16 protein-coding genes are annotated in these 15,160 nt (G+C 65.1%); 10 read left to right on the top strand and 6 right to left on the bottom strand.

The window, feature by feature from the left end:
- Positions 1 to 45 precede the first annotated feature (45 nt).
- The 3 genes from ACFFJ7_RS09525 to ACFFJ7_RS09515 form a co-directional block, all read right to left on the bottom strand.
- On the bottom strand, positions 46 to 2,001 hold the full coding sequence (locus tag ACFFJ7_RS09525; RefSeq protein WP_377591954.1) for a DUF4214 domain-containing protein: 1,956 nt from the start codon (positions 1,999 to 2,001) through the stop codon (positions 46 to 48).
- A gap of 271 nt (positions 2,002 to 2,272) precedes the next feature.
- Complete coding sequence (locus tag ACFFJ7_RS09520; protein ID WP_377591952.1) at positions 2,273 to 3,070, bottom strand: beta-keto acid cleavage family enzyme; 798 nt, start codon at positions 3,068 to 3,070, stop codon at positions 2,273 to 2,275.
- Positions 3,067 to 4,395, bottom strand: coding sequence for an aspartate aminotransferase family protein (locus ACFFJ7_RS09515; protein WP_377591951.1), 1,329 nt, complete (start codon positions 4,393 to 4,395; stop codon positions 3,067 to 3,069). Before ACFFJ7_RS09515 ends, ACFFJ7_RS09520 begins: the two co-directional genes overlap by 4 nt.
- 153 nt (positions 4,396 to 4,548) lie before the next feature.
- Here ACFFJ7_RS09515 and glnH point away from each other — a divergent pair, with 153 nt between their 5' ends.
- From glnH to ACFFJ7_RS09490, 5 genes are all read left to right on the top strand, one after another.
- The gene (gene glnH / locus ACFFJ7_RS09510; protein WP_166953196.1) at positions 4,549 to 5,286 is read left to right on the top strand and encodes a glutamine ABC transporter substrate-binding protein GlnH; all 738 of its coding nucleotides are present in this window, start codon (positions 4,549 to 4,551) and stop codon (positions 5,284 to 5,286) included.
- Positions 5,287 to 5,351: 65 nt separating this feature from the next.
- A complete protein-coding gene (glnP, locus tag ACFFJ7_RS09505; protein ID WP_377591950.1) occupies positions 5,352 to 6,008 on the top strand; it encodes a glutamine ABC transporter permease GlnP in 657 nt (218 codons plus the stop codon).
- A complete protein-coding gene (glnQ, locus tag ACFFJ7_RS09500; protein WP_377591949.1) occupies positions 6,005 to 6,733 on the top strand; it encodes a glutamine ABC transporter ATP-binding protein GlnQ in 729 nt (242 codons plus the stop codon). Before glnP ends, glnQ begins: the two co-directional genes overlap by 4 nt.
- Positions 6,723 to 7,745 carry a C45 family autoproteolytic acyltransferase/hydrolase gene (locus ACFFJ7_RS09495; protein ID WP_377591948.1) on the top strand — a complete coding sequence of 341 codons (1,023 nt, stop codon included), beginning with the start codon at positions 6,723 to 6,725 and terminating at the stop codon, positions 7,743 to 7,745. Before glnQ ends, ACFFJ7_RS09495 begins: the two co-directional genes overlap by 11 nt.
- Positions 7,699 to 8,619, top strand: a complete 921-nt coding sequence (locus ACFFJ7_RS09490; protein WP_377591947.1) for a MurR/RpiR family transcriptional regulator — start codon at positions 7,699 to 7,701, stop codon at positions 8,617 to 8,619. Before ACFFJ7_RS09495 ends, ACFFJ7_RS09490 begins: the two co-directional genes overlap by 47 nt.
- An 18-nt stretch (positions 8,620 to 8,637) precedes the next feature.
- Here the strand turns inward: ACFFJ7_RS09490 and ACFFJ7_RS09485 are convergent, their stop codons facing one another.
- On the bottom strand, positions 8,638 to 9,084 hold the full coding sequence (locus ACFFJ7_RS09485) for a MarR family winged helix-turn-helix transcriptional regulator (protein WP_166953186.1): 447 nt from the start codon (positions 9,082 to 9,084) through the stop codon (positions 8,638 to 8,640).
- A 180-nt stretch (positions 9,085 to 9,264) separates the two neighbouring features.
- Between ACFFJ7_RS09485 and ACFFJ7_RS09480 the strand changes: the two genes are divergently transcribed.
- On the top strand, positions 9,265 to 9,618 hold the full coding sequence (locus tag ACFFJ7_RS09480) for a DUF1428 domain-containing protein (RefSeq protein ID WP_166953184.1): 354 nt from the start codon (positions 9,265 to 9,267) through the stop codon (positions 9,616 to 9,618).
- A 10-nt stretch (positions 9,619 to 9,628) separates the two neighbouring features.
- A complete protein-coding gene (locus tag ACFFJ7_RS09475; protein WP_377591944.1) occupies positions 9,629 to 10,411 on the top strand; it encodes a VOC family protein in 783 nt (260 codons plus the stop codon).
- 43 nt (positions 10,412 to 10,454) lie between these two features.
- Here the strand turns inward: ACFFJ7_RS09475 and ACFFJ7_RS09470 are convergent, their stop codons facing one another.
- Positions 10,455 to 11,366, bottom strand: a complete 912-nt coding sequence (locus ACFFJ7_RS09470; protein WP_166953180.1) for a LysR substrate-binding domain-containing protein — start codon at positions 11,364 to 11,366, stop codon at positions 10,455 to 10,457.
- Between the two features lie 156 nt (positions 11,367 to 11,522).
- Between ACFFJ7_RS09470 and ACFFJ7_RS09465 the strand changes: the two genes are divergently transcribed.
- The 3 genes from ACFFJ7_RS09465 to ACFFJ7_RS09455 all read left to right on the top strand — a co-directional run bounded on the left by ACFFJ7_RS09465 (position 11,523) and on the right by ACFFJ7_RS09455 (position 13,234).
- Entirely contained in the window at positions 11,523 to 12,293 is a 771-nt protein-coding gene (locus ACFFJ7_RS09465) for an SDR family oxidoreductase (RefSeq protein ID WP_166953433.1), read from the top strand.
- Positions 12,294 to 12,666: 373 nt separating this feature from the next.
- Positions 12,667 to 12,873, top strand: a complete 207-nt coding sequence (locus ACFFJ7_RS09460; protein ID WP_166953178.1) for a YgaP family membrane protein — start codon at positions 12,667 to 12,669, stop codon at positions 12,871 to 12,873.
- 67 nt (positions 12,874 to 12,940) lie between these two features.
- On the top strand, positions 12,941 to 13,234 hold the full coding sequence (locus ACFFJ7_RS09455) for an ArsR/SmtB family transcription factor (RefSeq protein ID WP_166953431.1): 294 nt from the start codon (positions 12,941 to 12,943) through the stop codon (positions 13,232 to 13,234).
- A gap of 119 nt (positions 13,235 to 13,353) precedes the next feature.
- Here ACFFJ7_RS09455 and ACFFJ7_RS09450 read toward each other — a convergent pair whose 3' ends face one another.
- Positions 13,354 to 15,048, bottom strand: a complete 1,695-nt coding sequence (locus ACFFJ7_RS09450) for an Eco57I restriction-modification methylase domain-containing protein (protein WP_377591941.1) — start codon at positions 15,046 to 15,048, stop codon at positions 13,354 to 13,356.
- Positions 15,049 to 15,160: the final 112 nt, after the last annotated feature.

Genomic DNA, 15,160 nt, shown 5'->3' with positions numbered 1-15,160 from the left:
GCCGTCATCGAGGGTGAAGCGGAGCAGACAGACCGCCGCCTGCGATCAGACCGGCGCGAGGTCGTCGATGCCGAACGGATAGAAGTTCTGGTTTGCGGATACGCCCGTCAGCTTGATGTCGTCATAGCGATAGGTCTCGTCAGCGCCGAAGTTCTGGCTGTTGAAGATCACGGTCTCGATGACATCGGTCTTGTCGACGGCATTCGGAAGCGCGTTGCCGCTGTCTCCGATCGCCGTCTGGCGATAGACTTCCTCGCCGTTCAGTTTCCAGACGTGCGCGCCTTCCGTGAACGCGAAGGAGAGCGAAACCCAGCCGGAAGCGTCGTATTCAACATACTTCACCCAGCCGACATCCGAATTCCAGAAGCGGAATCCGCCGCTGAACGTATCGCCGTCCCCGATCTTGACATTGAGGGCCGCAGCGGCCTGGGGATCGACGTATTCGACGATGGAGAACAGGCCCGAAGAGTCCAGATCCTTGTCTTCGTTCTGCAACTGCACCCAGGCGCCGCTCAACTGCTGCTTGCCGTCGCCGCCCCACCATTCCTCGATGTGGAAGGAGAACGAGAACTCGGCGCCGTGATGCAGGTCGAGATAGCCGTCGTTGCCTTCCGGTGCGCCGGCGTCGTGCAACTTGGCGCCCTGATAGCGGTAAAAGTTGTCGGCGCCGGTCGGCCCGTCGCGATCCACGACGAACTCGACGACCTTGCTGTGATCGCCCGTGGTCTGGCCGGTGCGGATTTCCTTCAACGCCTGGCGGTCCGTGGCCCAGTCCGCGATATCGTTGCCGACGACGCTGCCCACACTGCTGCCGATGCCGTTGTCGAGATCGACGAGATCAAGTGTGAACAGCGAACGGCTGTCATCGATGACGCCGGAAACGGAGCCCTGCAGCGTGCCATCGATCAGCCGCGCCGAACGGCCCACGAACTCGGGCGTCGTCGAGAAATCGATCAGGAACAGGGCCGGCGAGAGGCCGTGGTGATCGATCTGGTCCACCCAGTAGGCGAGGCCTGCGTCGTCCGGCGCGCGCCCCAGCGCCTGCCGGTACAGCGAGGTGACGAGTTCCGTTGTGGAGTCGCCGGCATATTCCTGCCGCCATTCGTCGGAGTTGACGAACGCCTCGGAAATCGCGGTGAGTTTAGCCACGTCCACGGCGCCAAGTTCGCCGCCACCGAGCTGGCCGACCCAGAAGTCGAGGCCCGCCTCATCGGGCAGCCGGTTGAACGCGATCTGGTAGAGGGAGATCACAGGCGCCACGGTCACGGCGGCGACGTCCAGCAGGGCGCTGTCCAAATCTCCAACGCTGTAGTAGCGGTTCTGGAACGACTGGACGAGGTAATCGGAAGGCGCCAGCCGCAGGATCGACGCGATATGGTCGGCCACGACATCGGCCGCCAGCAACGCCGGCACCTCCGTTGCGGGCGCGGTGCCGCCGGGGATCAGCGGGTTCTTGCCCCCGGGCTCGACGCCGGCCGCGGCGTCCGCCAGCAGATCTTCGATAAACGGCGTCGCGCGCGTGATAAACTCAAGCGACAACGAGAAATCAACCAGAAGATCGCCCGCCGAGCGACCGCTTTCCAGCTCGCCGACCCAATAGGCAAGTCCTGCGTCATCCGGCGCACGCCCCAGCGCCTGCTGGTACAGAGCGATCACGACGCCTTCGTTGTTCTTGCCCCTGACGAAATCGCTCCACTCCGGGGTTTCCGTAAACGCGGCGGAGATCGCCTTCAGTGTCTCCGGGCTATCGGGAACGATGTGGCCATCCAGGAACCGGTGTACCCAGTAGTCAAGTCCCTCGCTGTCCGGAACCCGCCCGAAAGCGATCTGATACAATCCCACGACCGGGTGCACGACCACCTTCGCCAGATCGATCAGCGCCGAATCGAGATTGCCCGACTGGTTGAACCTGGCGCCGGCAATCGTACCGGCCAGATCATCGGCATCAACGCGGAGTATCCTGTCAATTTGCGTAAGGGCCGTTTCTTTTCCGACACCCATTTGTCACTTTCTCCAATGCGAATCACAACCAAGCGATAAGCATAGGCCAGACAGCGTTTACGCTATAGTTAACATTGCACTGTCGTCGCGGTCCGCGTCCGGAATTCTTCTGTCTGACGGCAACTCGCGCGCGTGTCGGTGTCGATATATACCAGAGAAAAATGCATTAAACCTGAATCGCTATTTTGCTCTATCCATTTGTTTGTGCATCAAATTTATCCAAAAAGGGTATCCATTTTGGGTTTGATGCCGTCAATATTGTTCAAGCGCGTCATGCGCCGGCGGTGCGGCGCCCTGCGACAATATCCGGCATCAGGCCGACGAGTTCAGCGACGCGGTCGGCGTTGTCACGGGCGGGCCGGCCATCGGCGTTGAGCAGGTTGTTCTCGAAGCCGATACGCGCCTTGCCGCCAGCCTTGAGCGCCGCCCGCAGGCAGGCGGTTTCCGCCGGACCGAAAGCACAGACCGCCCAGTCCGGCGTCACGCCCAGAGCGGCCTGCGCAGCAAGTCGCACGGCAACCTCGTCCGGGGAGGAGACCTGGCCGGGCGTGTAGCGGCCAAGCACGTGCAGCACCTGAAGGCCGGCCACCGGCACGATGCCCCCGGCGAGCAGCGCACCGAGCCGGGCGATGTCGTCGACATCATAGAGAATATGCTGCACCGCGATTCCCGACTCCGCGCAACGCGCGAAAAAGGCGCGCGTAACGGCCTCGTCCGGCTCCGCCGTGATCTCGCGTAGCGCGACGGATACGGAGGCAGGGCGAAGCCTGTCGACCAGCGCGCGCTGGTCCGCAGGCGAATAGCGTCCCACCGCCTCGGTGGTGATCTGCACCTGCATCTGCGGCACCTGCCGCGCCAGTTCGCCCAGCAGTTCCGTGTAAAGGCCCGCATCGAGCACATGCCGGCCGGCCGCGTCCCGCACATGCGCGTGCAGGCCGTCAGCGCCCGCCGCGTGGCAGGCGCGGGCGCATGCCACGATTTCCGGGATGGTGACGGGCAGGGCGGGATGATCGGCCTTGGTCTTTGTCGCGCCGTTCGGGGCGACCATCAGCACCGGCAGCGGCTTCATGCGCCCACGGCCCCGCGGATGGCGCCGTCGAGCTTGTCGACGAGTTCGCCGATCTGCGCGTCCTCTATGATAAAGGGCGGCGCGAGCAGCACGTGGTCTCCCCGGCGCCCGTCAATGGTGCCGCCCATCGGGTAGCAGATGAGCCCCGCCTCGAAGGCCAGTGCCTTGATCTTCTTGTTGACGCCAAGCGCGGGCTCGAACGGCTCCTTCGTCTCGCGATCGCGGACGATCTCGACGCCACGGAACAGCCCGCGCCCGCGGATATCGCCGACATTCGGATGCTGGCCGAGCGCGGCTTCCAGCGCAGCCTGCAGCTTCGCCCCCTGCGTCCGCACGCGCGGCAGCAGTGCCCGTCCGGAGATCGCGCCCAGCACCGCATTCGCCGCCGCGGCCGCCATCGCATGGCCCATGTAGGTGTGGCCGTGCTGGAAGAAGCCGCTTCCCGCGGCGATGGCGTCATAGATGCGCCCTTGCACCAGCAGTGCGCCAATCGGCTGGTAGCCCGCGCCGAGCCCCTTGGCGACGGTGATCATGTCCGGCGCGACGCCGTCTTCCTCGCAGGCGAACAGATAGCCAGTGCGGCCCATGCCGCACATCACCTCGTCGAGGATCAGCAGCACGCCGTAGCGGTCGCAGATTTCGCGGATGCGCTTCAGGTAGCCCGGCACGGCCGGAACCGCGCCCGAGGTCGCACCGACGACCGGCTCGGCGATGAAGGCCATCACGGTCTCCGGCCCAAGGCGGAGGATTTCGGCCTCCAGCTCGTCAGCGGCGCGCAAGCCGTAGGCCTCCACGGTTTCCTCAGGCCGGCGGTCGCGGTATTCGTAACAGGGCGCGATGTGGCTCGTCTCGATCAGCAGCGGTGCGAACTGGGCGCGGCGCCACTCGTTGCCGCCGGCAGCCAGCGCGCCGAGCGTGTTGCCGTGATAGCTCTGCCGCCGCGCGATCACACGATGACGACCGGTCTCGCCGATCTCCATGAAATACTGGCGCGCCAGCTTGATCGCCGCTTCCACCGCCTCGGAACCGCCGGAGACCAGATACACGCGCTCGATGCCCGCCGGCGCGCTGGCGACCAGCGTGTCGGCCAGGGTCTCGGCCGGGACGGAGGTGAAGAAGCCGGTATGGGCGAAGGCGAGCTGATCGAGCTGAGCATGCAGCGCCGCACGCACATCCGGATCGGAATGACCGAGGCACGAAACCGCCGCTCCGCCGGAACCGTCCAGGTAACGCTTCCCGGTTGCATCGATCAGATAACAACCTTCGCCCCGCACGGCGACGGGAAGGGTCCCCTTGGTGGAACGGCCGAAAACGTGATTGGGCATCTCGATCTCCTTCAGGAACGCAAGCCGCCGCACGGCTGCCGCGATCCGCATTGTCGCAAATTTATTGCATCAAGATTTCATATATGCAAATCTTTTTGCGTGACTGGCGCACCCGACAGGGCCGGTCCAATAAGTCCAACGCAGGAGATCACCATGAAGACGCTTCTCAAGCTGGTGGGTGCCGCCGTCCTCGCGCTCAGCGCGACGGTCGCTTCGGCCAAAGACCTGATCGTGGCCACCGACACGGCCTTCGTGCCGTTCGAATTCAAACAGGGGGATAAATACGTCGGATTCGATATCGACTTGTGGGACGCCGTCGCCAAGGAGCTTGGCGTGACCTACGAACTGCGCCCAATGGATTTCGCGGGCATCATCCCTGCGCTGCAGACGGGGCAGGTGGACGTAGCGTTGGCGGGCATCACCATCAAGCCGGAACGCCAGCAGGTGATCGACTTCTCGGACGGCTACTACGACAGCGGCCTGCTGCTCATCGTGCCCAGCGACAGCCCGATCAAGGGGCCGGCCGATCTCGCGGGCAAGACGATCGCGGTGAAAACCGGCACCTCGTCTTCCGACTACGCGGAAGAGAACTTCAAGGAAACCAAGCTGCGCAAGTTCCCGAACATCGACAACGCCTATCTGGAAGTGCGCACGGGCGGCGTCGACGCGGCGATGCACGACACTCCGAACGTGCTCTACTACGTCGCCACGGCGGGCAACGGCCAGGTGAAGGCCGTGGGCTCGCAGATGATGGCGCATCAGTACGGCATCGGCCTGCCCAAGGGCAGTGAACTCACCACGAAGGTGAATGCGGCGCTGGCCAAGATCAAGGCCGACGGCCGCTATGAGGCGATCTACACCAAGTGGTTCGGCGCGAAGCCCGCGAACTGATCCCGGCCCGGCGGAAGGGCGCGGCCCTTCCGCCACTCCCTTCCTTCCTGTTGCCGGAGGCTTCCTTGCAAATCGACTGGTCCGTCATCCTGACCTTTCTTCCGCAGCTTCTCGCGGGCGCGAAGATCACGATCCTAATCACCGTCATCGGTCTCCTTGGCGGGACGATCATCGGCACGATCGCCGGCCTGATGCGCGCGTATGGCGGACCGGTGCTGAACACCATCGCCTTCGTCTACGTCGAACTGATCCGCGGCACGCCGATCGTGGTGCAGGTCATGTTCCTGTATTTCGCGATGCCAATACTGGTTGGCCTGCGCATAGATCCGATGTCGGCGGCTGTTCTCGCGATCGTCGTCAATGCCGGCGCCTATATCGCCGAAATCGTGCGCGGCGCCTTCCTCTCGATCTCGAAGGGGCTGACTGAAGCGGGGCTCGCGCTCGGCCTGCCGCAGTGGAAGGTGCTGGCCTACATCGTCGGCCCGCTGGCTTTCCGCCGCCTGATCCCGCCGCTGGGCAACCAGTTCATCGTCAGCCTCAAGGACACGTCGCTGTTCATCGTGATCGGCGTGGGCGAACTCACCCGCACCGGGCAGGAGATCATGGCATCGAACTTCCGCGCCGTGGAAATCTGGACGGCCGTGGCGGTGATCTACCTGTTCCTGACCGGCGCCATGACCATCGTGCTCCGCACCATCGAAAAACGCATGAGGATCCTGTGAGCATCGTCGAATTTCGCAAGACCTCGAAGCAGTTCGGGGATCTCAAGGTGCTGGACGAGGTCGATCTGTCGATCGACATCGGCGAGGTCGTGGTCCTGATCGGCCCCTCTGGATCGGGCAAATCCACGCTGCTGCGCTGTATCAACGGGCTGGAGCAGATAACGGGCGGCGACCTTTTCATGGACGGCATCAGCGTCCGCGCCGGCAAGGCACAGCTTCGCCTCATCCGGCAGGAAGCCGGCATGGTTTTCCAGCAGTTCAACCTGTTTCCGCAGATGACGGCGCTGGAGAACATCGCCTTTGGCCCACGCAAGGTGCGCGGCGTTTCCGCCGCCGAGGCGCGCGCGCAAGCGCTGGCGCTGCTGGAAAAGGTGGGCCTCAAGGACAAGGCCGAACGCTACCCGTCCGAGCTTTCGGGCGGCCAGCAGCAGCGCGTGGCCATTGCCCGGGCGCTCGCGGTGAAGCCCAAGGTTATGCTGTTCGACGAACCCACCTCGGCGCTCGACCCGGAGCTGAAGCAGGAGGTGCTGAACGTCATGCGCCAGCTGGCGCAGGAAGGCATGACGATGATCGTCGTCACGCACGAGATGGCCTTCGCCAAGCAGGTCGGCACCCGGCTGATCTTCATGGAACACGGCAAGATATCGGTCGACGGGCCGCCCTGCGAGATACTGGAGAACCCGCCGAACGAACGATTGAGGGATTTCCTGCAACATGTCGAGTAACACGAAAGACCTCGGATGGATCGATCTCGGCGGCGGGCCGCGCGAGATCGGCCTTGCGCTGGGGCGCGCCGGGCGCGATGCGGTACAAGGCCGCCTGATCCCTTCCGGCATCTGGCAACTCGTCACCGCCGAGGCGCACGCGGCGCGCACCGCGCGGATGACGCTCACGGTGCGAGAGCGCTTTCCCGCGATCTGGGCGGAGATCGAGGGCCTGGCCGAAGGTCTCGGCCTGCCGGTGGAGCAGGTGGCGGCGTGGAACTACCGGGGAGACCTGCTGGCCTCCGTCCCCGACGGCTGCACCACCGTGCTGCTGCCGGGCGAAGCGCCCGTGCTGGCGCACAACGAGGACGGGCTGCCGTTCCTCCGCGGCGCCTGCTTCATCGCCAAGGTAACGCCGGCTTCCGCGCCCGCATTCCACGCCTTCTGCTATCCGGGATCGATCCCCGGCCACACCTTCGCTTTCACGGACGCCGGGCTGGCACAGACGGTGAATAACATCCGCCTGACCGGCGTCGAGGCGGACGTGCCTCGCATGGTGCTGGGGCGGGCCGTGCTGGCCACCGCCACCCTCGACGAGGCGCTGGCCATCCTGCGGGCGCACCCGAATTCCGGCGGGTTTCACTTCGCCTTGAGCCACGTGGCCGACCGCCGCATCCTCTCGGTAGAGTTCGGTGGGGGCGAAGTGTCGGTACGGGAGATCGCGGCGCCGGCTGTCCACGCAAACCACGCGCTGCATCAAGAGCGCGGGCTCGGCCGCCAGATCGTCACCCGCTCTTCCGCCGACCGGCAGGCGCGCGGCGATTTTCTGCTGGCGGACGGCGTCGCCGATCCGCTTGCCATCCTGCGCGACGCCGGCGGCCCCGGCCTGCCCATCCGCCGCGACGCAGCCGACGATCCGGACGACGAGAACACGCTTGCGACCGCTATTCTTCGTGTTTCCCGGCACGGGATCGAGTGGAGCATCTATGACAGCAGCACCGGCGCCGCCACCTGCCGCGGCCAGACCACCTGAGACGCTTGCCGAGCTTCGCGCGCTGATGCTCGCCATCGCGCGCGGGGAAGCGCCGATCAACCTCGGCGCCAAGGCGCGCGCGGCGCTCGGCGCCATCCTGGACCTCACGGGCAACCCCGCGCTGCTGTCGATCACGGCGCTGGCGGAGGTGCTGGGCGTCAGCCCTTCCACGCTGACGCGCCTTGCCTACAGCCTCGGCTATTCGGGATTCCCGGCCTTCCAGCAGGTATTGCTTTCGGCCTCGATGTCGGCGCCGGGCGAGTTCTATTCGCGACAGGCGCGAAGCGCGCTGACCGGACGGAGTGGCAGCCAGTCCCGCGCGGTCCAGCTCTGCCGCGAGAACCAGGCAAACATCGACCGCTTCATCGAGCAATTCGATCCGGCGGCGTTCGACGCCGCCGTCGATCTGATCGACTCGGCGCCACGTGTCGCCGTCTACGGAATCCGCCAGTTCCACGCGCTGGCGGCCTTCCTCGTGTATGGGCTGCGCATGATCCGCTCGGACGTGAGCCTGCTGGACGCCAACAGCCTCGGCATCGCGGAAGGACTCGCGATGCTGTCCAAGGGCGACGTGCTCGTGGCGGCCAGTTGCGAGCCCTATTCGGCGCAGGTCGTCGAGGTGGCGGCCGTTGCCAACGATCTCGGAATTGCGACGGTCGCGCTGACGGATCGGGCGAGTTCGCCGCTCGTCGGCAGTTCCCGCGCGGCACTGCTGGTGAGGCACGAGTCGAGCTTCATCTCGAACAGCATCGGTGCCTTCATGGTGGTGGCGGAGTGCCTCATTAACGCCTGCGCGGCGGCGCGGCCCGCCAAGACCCGCAACGCGCTGCTCGCGCGCGACAAGATGATCGAGCAGCTGAAGATAGAACTCTGACCCGCCGGCAGGCCACGCTCATGCCGTCGACAGGATGCCGAGTTCGGCGCGCAGGCGGCCGGGGTCGGGGAGATGCGCCTCGATGTCGGCGTGGGTCTGTTTCCAGATCGGCGTGGCCTCCAGCAGGGCCGCCCGTCCGGCCGGGGTGAGGCGCAACAGGCGGGTACGCCTGTCTTTCGGGTCCGCCTCCGTCTCGACGAGGCCGCGCCGTTCCAACGGCTTCAGATTCGCCGTCAGCGTGGTGCGGTCCATCGCCAGCAGGGAAGCGACACTGCCGAGGTTCGGCGGCTGCGGCCGGTTGAGCGACATCAGCAGCGAGAACTGGCCGCTGGTGATACCGACGGGACGCAGGGCAATGTCGAAGCGACGCGCGAGGGCCCGCGCAGCGCGCTGGGTATGCAGGCAGAGACAGGTGTCGCGGACGAGGAGCGTGGTTTCGAAAGGAAGATCGATGAAGAGTTTCATGGTCCGGGGTTGACATTCGTTGAGCAATAACGTTGATATCAACATTAATATCGGAACGTCAAACGGAACGGCATGCGAGGGCGGCATACCATCACTTCGCGCGCGGAATAACGCGCGGTCCGTAAAAGGAAATCGGGCGTAGCAAGCCCGTTCGGCCCGGATAAACGGAGGGAAAACGCAATGAAATATGTCGACGGATTTGTTGCGGCCGTACCGGTCGCCAACAAGGAACTTTACCGCAAGCACGCCGCGGAGGCCGCGCCGCTGTTCAGGGAGTTCGGCGCCACGCGGGTTGTCGAATGCTGGGGTGATGACGTGCCGGATGGCAAGATCACGGATTTTCGCGGTGCGGTGAAGGCGGAGGAGGGCGAGGTCGTTGTCTTCAGTTGGATCGAGTATCCCTCGAAGGAGGCTCGTGACGCCGCCAATGCCAGGATAATGTCCGACCCGCGCATGAAAGAGATGGGCGACCAGATGCCCTTCGACGGAAAACGCATGATCTTCGGCGGCTTCGCGCCGATCCTCGACGTTTAAGGAGATGGCCATGACTTCGCAGCACGGCGCTTTCATCTGGTACGAACTGCTGACCACCGACGTGAAGGCCGCCGGGGCCTTCTATGGCGATGTCGTTGGCTGGTCCAGCCGGCCCTTCGATGCCGGAAATCCCGATGGCTACCATCTCTTCTCGACGGGCGAGACGGAGGTCGGCGGCCTCATGGTCCTGCCGCAGGGCGAGGAATGCCCGCCCGACGCCGCGCCCGGCTGGATAGGCTACATCGGCGTGGGCGACGTCGACGCGACGGCGTCCGCCATCGTCGCCGACGGTGGCCGCCAGCACGTGCCGCCGACGGACATTCCCGGTGTCGGGCGTTTCGCGGTGGTCGCCGATCCGCAGGGCGCCGTGTTCACCATCATGAAGGGCGCCATGGACGGCGAGAGCCGGGCCTTTTCGCCGGACCGCGCCGGCCATTGCCAGTGGAACGAGTTGACGACCACCGATCCCGAGGCTGCCTATGCGTTCTATGCCCGGCATTTCGGCTGGACGAAGGGCGAGGCCATGCCGATGGGCGAGGCGGGCGTCTATCAGATTCTCGACCGTGACGGCATCAGCTTCGGCGCGGTGACGCCCGCCGGGCCGGAGGTGCCGCACCCGGTGTGGGCATTCTACTTCGGCGTTCCCGACATCGATGCCGCCATCTCCCGGATCACGGCGGGCGGCGGCGCGCTGCTGCACGGTCCGCACGCTGTGCCCGGCGAACAGTTCATCGTCATCGGCCGCGATCCGCAGGGCGCGGTCTTCTCGCTGGTCGGGCCGCGCAAGGCCTGAGGGAGCCTGTCTCCGCCAGGGTGACGCAGCGCCTCCGGCGCACTCACGCGAAAGGCCGCAACTCCCGCTCCAGCAGGTTCTCCAGCCACTCGGCGAAGACCTGCAGGCGGCGGGAGAGATGCCCCCGGTGAGGATAGAGCAGCGTCATCGGCATGGGCGGCGCGCGGTGGCATGCCAGCACTTCCACAAGTTCGCCGGCGGCGATCGGCGCCCGCACGTCATAGGCCGGGATCTGGATGAGGCCGAGGCCCGCGAGGCAGCAGGCGATATAGGCTTCCGCGCTGTTGACGGTGACGCGCCCGCGCAGGCGCAGCGTGTGCCGCGCGCCGTCGGCCATCCATTCCCAGTCCTCGACCCGCCCGGTCGACGGCGAGGCGTAGTGGACCACCTGATGAACATCGACCAGGTCGTCCAGCGTGCAGGGCGTGCCATGGCGCGCCAGATAGGCAGGGCTTGCGACGTTGATGAGCGGCAGCTCGCCAAGCGGGCGGGCGATCAGACCCGAATCCTCCAGCGCCCCCACGCGCAGCGCGCAATCGATGCGATCCTCAATGAGGTCCACCGCCCGGTCGGTCACGCCGAGTTCGATGTCGATATCCGGATAGCGGTCGAGAAACCCTGGCAGCGCCGGTGCGATGATCAGGCGGCCGATGCGCCCGGGCACGTCGATCCTGAGTTTGCCCGAAGGGCGCGCCGCCGTCTGCCGGAACAGGCTTTCCGTTTCCTCGACATCGGCGATGAGGCGCAGGCAGCGTTCGTAGAACGCCGCGCCGTCCAGCGTGGGCGATACCTTGCGCGTCGTCCGGTGCAGCAGCCGCGCGCCGACCCGGCCCTCCAGTTCCTGCACGGCGGCGGAAACCGACGACCGCGGCAGCCGCAGCGTATCGGCCGCGCGCGTGAAGCTGGAGCACTCCACCACGCGGGCGAAGATGCGGAACAGGTCGATGCGGTCCACGGCGAATTGCCTCCGATTGATCGGATGAGCCGACAGGTGAAATCAGAATGAGCGCCTTTATGCGCTTCTCATAGACGATATCGTGTCCGACCGAAAGCGGCGCGGGGCGCGCCGCGTGACGAAAGGATCAATGCCGTGACCGGGAACAACGCAAAAATCGACCACAGCATCAAGGGCAAGACCGTCATCATCGCGGGCGGCGCCAAGAACCTCGGCGGGCTCATCGCCCGCGATTTCGCCGAACAGGGCGCGAAGGCGATCGCTATCCACTACCACAGCGACGCTGCCAGGCCCGACGCGGAAGCAACGGTTGCCGCCGTCCGGGCGCTGGGCGCGGAAGCCGCCGCCTTCCAGGCTAATCTCACCACCGCGGGCGCGGTGGAAAAGCTGTTCGCGGAAGCCGTCGCCGCCCTCGGCCGCCCGGACATCGCCATCAATACCGTCGGCAAGGTGCTGAAGAAGCCGATCCTTGAGATTTCGGAAGCGGAATACGACGACCTGAGCGACATCAACGCCAAGTCCGCATTCTTCTTCCTGAAGGAAGCGGGCAGGCACGTCAACGACAACGGCAAGATCATCACGCTCGTCACTTCGCTGCTCGGCGCCTATACGCCCTTCTACGCGGGTTATGCCGGCACCAAGGCGCCGGTGGAGCATTTTACGCGCGCGGCCTCGAAGGAGTTCGGCGAGCGCGGCATTTCCGTGACGGCCATCGGCCCCGGCCCCATGGATACGCCGTTCTTCTACGGGCAGGAGAGCGCGGAGGCGCAGGCTTATCACAAGACGGCGGCAGCGCTGTCGACGTTCTCGAAGACCGGCCTGACCGACATTGAGGACATCGTTCCTTACATCCGCTTCCTCGCCTCCGAAGGCTGGTGGATGACGGGCCAAACGATCCTCGTCAACGGCGGCTACACGACCAAGTGATGCAAGGCGCGGGCGGGACAGGCAATCCCGCCCGAAACATCGGAGCCTTCTGTCAGATATAACAAATCCACGACGAACTTGTCACGGTTGCGTGATGATGGTATGAATCTATCCTCAGTGGCTGCACGCTTTTGTTTTCCGCGCCCTGACCGCCGCCGCACCATGCGCTTACGGCACGAATTTCGCATTCTGCCTGTTATGTTCATTCAATTGAAACAGCGAGCAAAGAGGCCGGCGCCACGCGAAACGGGCCGCAATAAATTTCGATATTATAATTGCATTTTTATCTAATAATATTTATGAAATTAACACGATTGCACCCGTGGACCGGTTCATCCGCTGCGGGGCATGCTTGTTTCCGGAGGAGGGTTCCATGACTGGCAATGTTGGTGGTATTGATCGCATCCTGCGTATCGTCGCGGGAATTGCTATCTTGTCGCTCGTGTTCATTCTGGAGGGCAGCGCGCGCTGGTGGGGGCTGGTCGGTCTGGTGCCGCTGGCGACGGGCCTGTTCCGCACCTGCCCGCTCTACACGCTGTTCGGGATTTCAAGCTGCCCGGTGAAAGGGCCGCGCAACTGATCGGGAACCATCGTTGACTGGCAACGCATCCGTCCTTTCCGGCGAACTCTCTCCTGCGGTCGTGGCGCTGCGCGCGAGTGTGGGGGAGGCCTCGCAGTTTCTCAAGAAACTGTCGAACCCGGATCGCCTGCTCGTGGCCTGTGCGCTGGTGGATGGCGAGTTGTCGGTGCGCCAACTGGAGGACTTGCTCGGCATTCGCCAGCCGGGATTGTCCCAGCAGCTGGCGGAACTGCGTACGGCAGGGCTGATCGAGGGCCGCAAGGAAGGCCGGGAGGTGTTCTACCACCTGGCCGACCCGCGCGTGCGCGCCTTCATGTCGACCATGCACCAGCTATTCTGCGCGCCGTCTCCGGCCTCTTGAGGCTGTTGGCGATCATGTCAGCATTCCGCAGAAACGATGACGCGATCCAGGCTCCTGATCTTGAGCGAATTCTGAACGATCAGATGATTCCATCTGACCGTTACGCACTCTAGGATTCGTTACCGCGCCAGCCCGAACGCCTGCCAGACCAGATCGTCCAGTTCCGCCTCCAGCGCCGGCAGCTGGGCGGCATGGTCGGCGTCATAGATCGCCTTGGCGCGGGCGATGATCTCACATACGGACGGCAGGGAAGGGTCAGGCAGCGGAAACTGCTCGACGTATTGCGTGATGAAGCGCCGCCGCCCGGCATAGAGCCGGTTGTTGAAGCGGCGATCGTAGAACGCCTCGGCAAAGGTCGAGTTCGCGACGGCGGCGGCAAGCCACAGCAGATCCGTCTGTTCTTCGTCTGTCGCGAGCCAATAACAGTCGCCGTTGACAACCGTCCCGTCGAGATCGATCCAGAAGGCCGGGCGCTCGGCGATATCCCGGAACACGAGCTTGGGCGCGGCCCATGCTCGCGGGTCATGCGGCACCCACAGCTCATACCACTGTCGCCCCGCTTCCGTCACATAGGTACGGCGCTCAAGGATGGTACGGTGGGCTTCGAGATAGGCGCGGCTTTTCGGAAACCCGTCGAGCGGAACAGGGCGCCTTTGTCCCTGCGCGACCTCGTGCGGATAGAGGATGGCGCGGGCCTTGTCCGGCAGAACGGCACGAAAGCGGCCAGCCGCGTGGTGGGTGGTGAGGGGACGCAGCAGTTCCGGCCTGTCCGCGCCGAGGGCCTCGTCCCAGTCATGGCGGATGAACACCCGGTCGCAGCATGTCTTCACGCCGACGCGGATTCTGCCGATGCCGCCGAATCGTTTCCACGTATGGCGGTCCACCGTGGCAAGCCATTCGTCCGCCGCGCCGGACGCAAGCCGCCAGACATCCCGCGCCGTGCCGGCAGTATCCAGCCTGCCGTGCCGGACGCGGAACCGCCGGCCGTCGTCGATGGCGACGACACCGTCGCAGTCGAGCGCGGCAACGGCGTCGGGCGCCCGCGCCGTCGCAGCTTCAGTCACGTTGTAGATGGAGGAGAATAGCGGCGCGCCGGACAGCGGCGCGGCCGTGCCGCGCGCGACGATGACGGCGGGCAGCACCGCCGCGCTGAAAAGCCGGGTGTCGCCCAGGTCCCATATATGCCGGAGGCTGAAGCGGCTGCGCAGGGCCGCGCGCACGGTGCCGCCGCCGCGTGTCGTCATGAAGCGGTTCGATACGATGATGCCCGCCACGCCGTCCGGGGTCAGTACCTGCGCCATGCCGAGCAGGAATGCGTGATAGAGGTCGACGCGCCCCGCAAGGCCGAATGCCGAGGCCAGCCGCCGCGCAACGGCCGCGCCCATGATCTGCGTGCGGACGTAGGGCGGATTGGCGATGATAAGATCGAACCCAGGCGCCCCGCTGCCGCGCGTCTCCAGCACAAAATCGAGAAAGCTGCCCCGAGTGAGCTGAACATCAGCATCGGGAAACGCCGCCCGGATGCGCCGCGCGGCCACATCCAGCGCCGTCGCATCGGTATCGAAGCCGCGAATGTCGAGGGCCGCGTCGCACCTGTCCCGCAGCACGCCGAGCAACGCGAGGATGAGTGCGCCGTCGCCGATCGCGGGGTCGAGAATGGTGAGGGACGTCCGGCCGCCGATATTGGCATTGTCGGCGATCTTCTCCGCCACGAACCGCGCCAACCGCTCCGGTGTGTAGGTCGCGCCGCGCGCCTTCTCCGCACTGACGATCCGGTAACGGCGGGCTTCATCCGGAACGGTGGGGAGGTGCATGCGATTCTCGATTTTATTGTCCGCCCAATATGTTACCCCACGCCTGCACGGTCAAGGCACGGACGGAACGGTCCGCGTCACGCTCGCGGCGCTCTTGTGCCAGGCAAGATAG

This window comes from Pseudochelatococcus lubricantis (genome assembly GCF_042432495.1).
Lineage (GTDB): Bacteria > Pseudomonadota > Alphaproteobacteria > Rhizobiales > Beijerinckiaceae > Pseudochelatococcus > Pseudochelatococcus lubricantis.
Note: the sequence above shows the minus strand (reverse complement) of the source record. Positions and strands in the feature narration are given on the sequence as shown.

Coding starts and splice junctions, on each gene's coding strand:
- ACFFJ7_RS09525 (WP_377591954.1), bottom strand. CDS start 2,001: ATGGGTGTCGGAAAAGAAACGGCCCTTACGCAAATTGACAGGATACTC.
- ACFFJ7_RS09520 (WP_377591952.1), bottom strand. CDS start 3,070: ATGAAGCCGCTGCCGGTGCTGATGGTCGCCCCGAACGGCGCGACAAAG.
- ACFFJ7_RS09515 (WP_377591951.1), bottom strand. CDS start 4,395: ATGCCCAATCACGTTTTCGGCCGTTCCACCAAGGGGACCCTTCCCGTC.
- glnH (WP_166953196.1), top strand. CDS start 4,549: ATGAAGACGCTTCTCAAGCTGGTGGGTGCCGCCGTCCTCGCGCTCAGC.
- ACFFJ7_RS09495 (WP_377591948.1), top strand. CDS start 6,723: ATGTCGAGTAACACGAAAGACCTCGGATGGATCGATCTCGGCGGCGGG.
- ACFFJ7_RS09490 (WP_377591947.1), top strand. CDS start 7,699: ATGACAGCAGCACCGGCGCCGCCACCTGCCGCGGCCAGACCACCTGAG.
- ACFFJ7_RS09485 (WP_166953186.1), bottom strand. CDS start 9,084: ATGAAACTCTTCATCGATCTTCCTTTCGAAACCACGCTCCTCGTCCGC.
- ACFFJ7_RS09480 (WP_166953184.1), top strand. CDS start 9,265: ATGAAATATGTCGACGGATTTGTTGCGGCCGTACCGGTCGCCAACAAG.
- ACFFJ7_RS09475 (WP_377591944.1), top strand. CDS start 9,629: ATGACTTCGCAGCACGGCGCTTTCATCTGGTACGAACTGCTGACCACC.
- ACFFJ7_RS09460 (WP_166953178.1), top strand. CDS start 12,667: ATGACTGGCAATGTTGGTGGTATTGATCGCATCCTGCGTATCGTCGCG.
- ACFFJ7_RS09450 (WP_377591941.1), bottom strand. CDS start 15,048: ATGCACCTCCCCACCGTTCCGGATGAAGCCCGCCGTTACCGGATCGTC.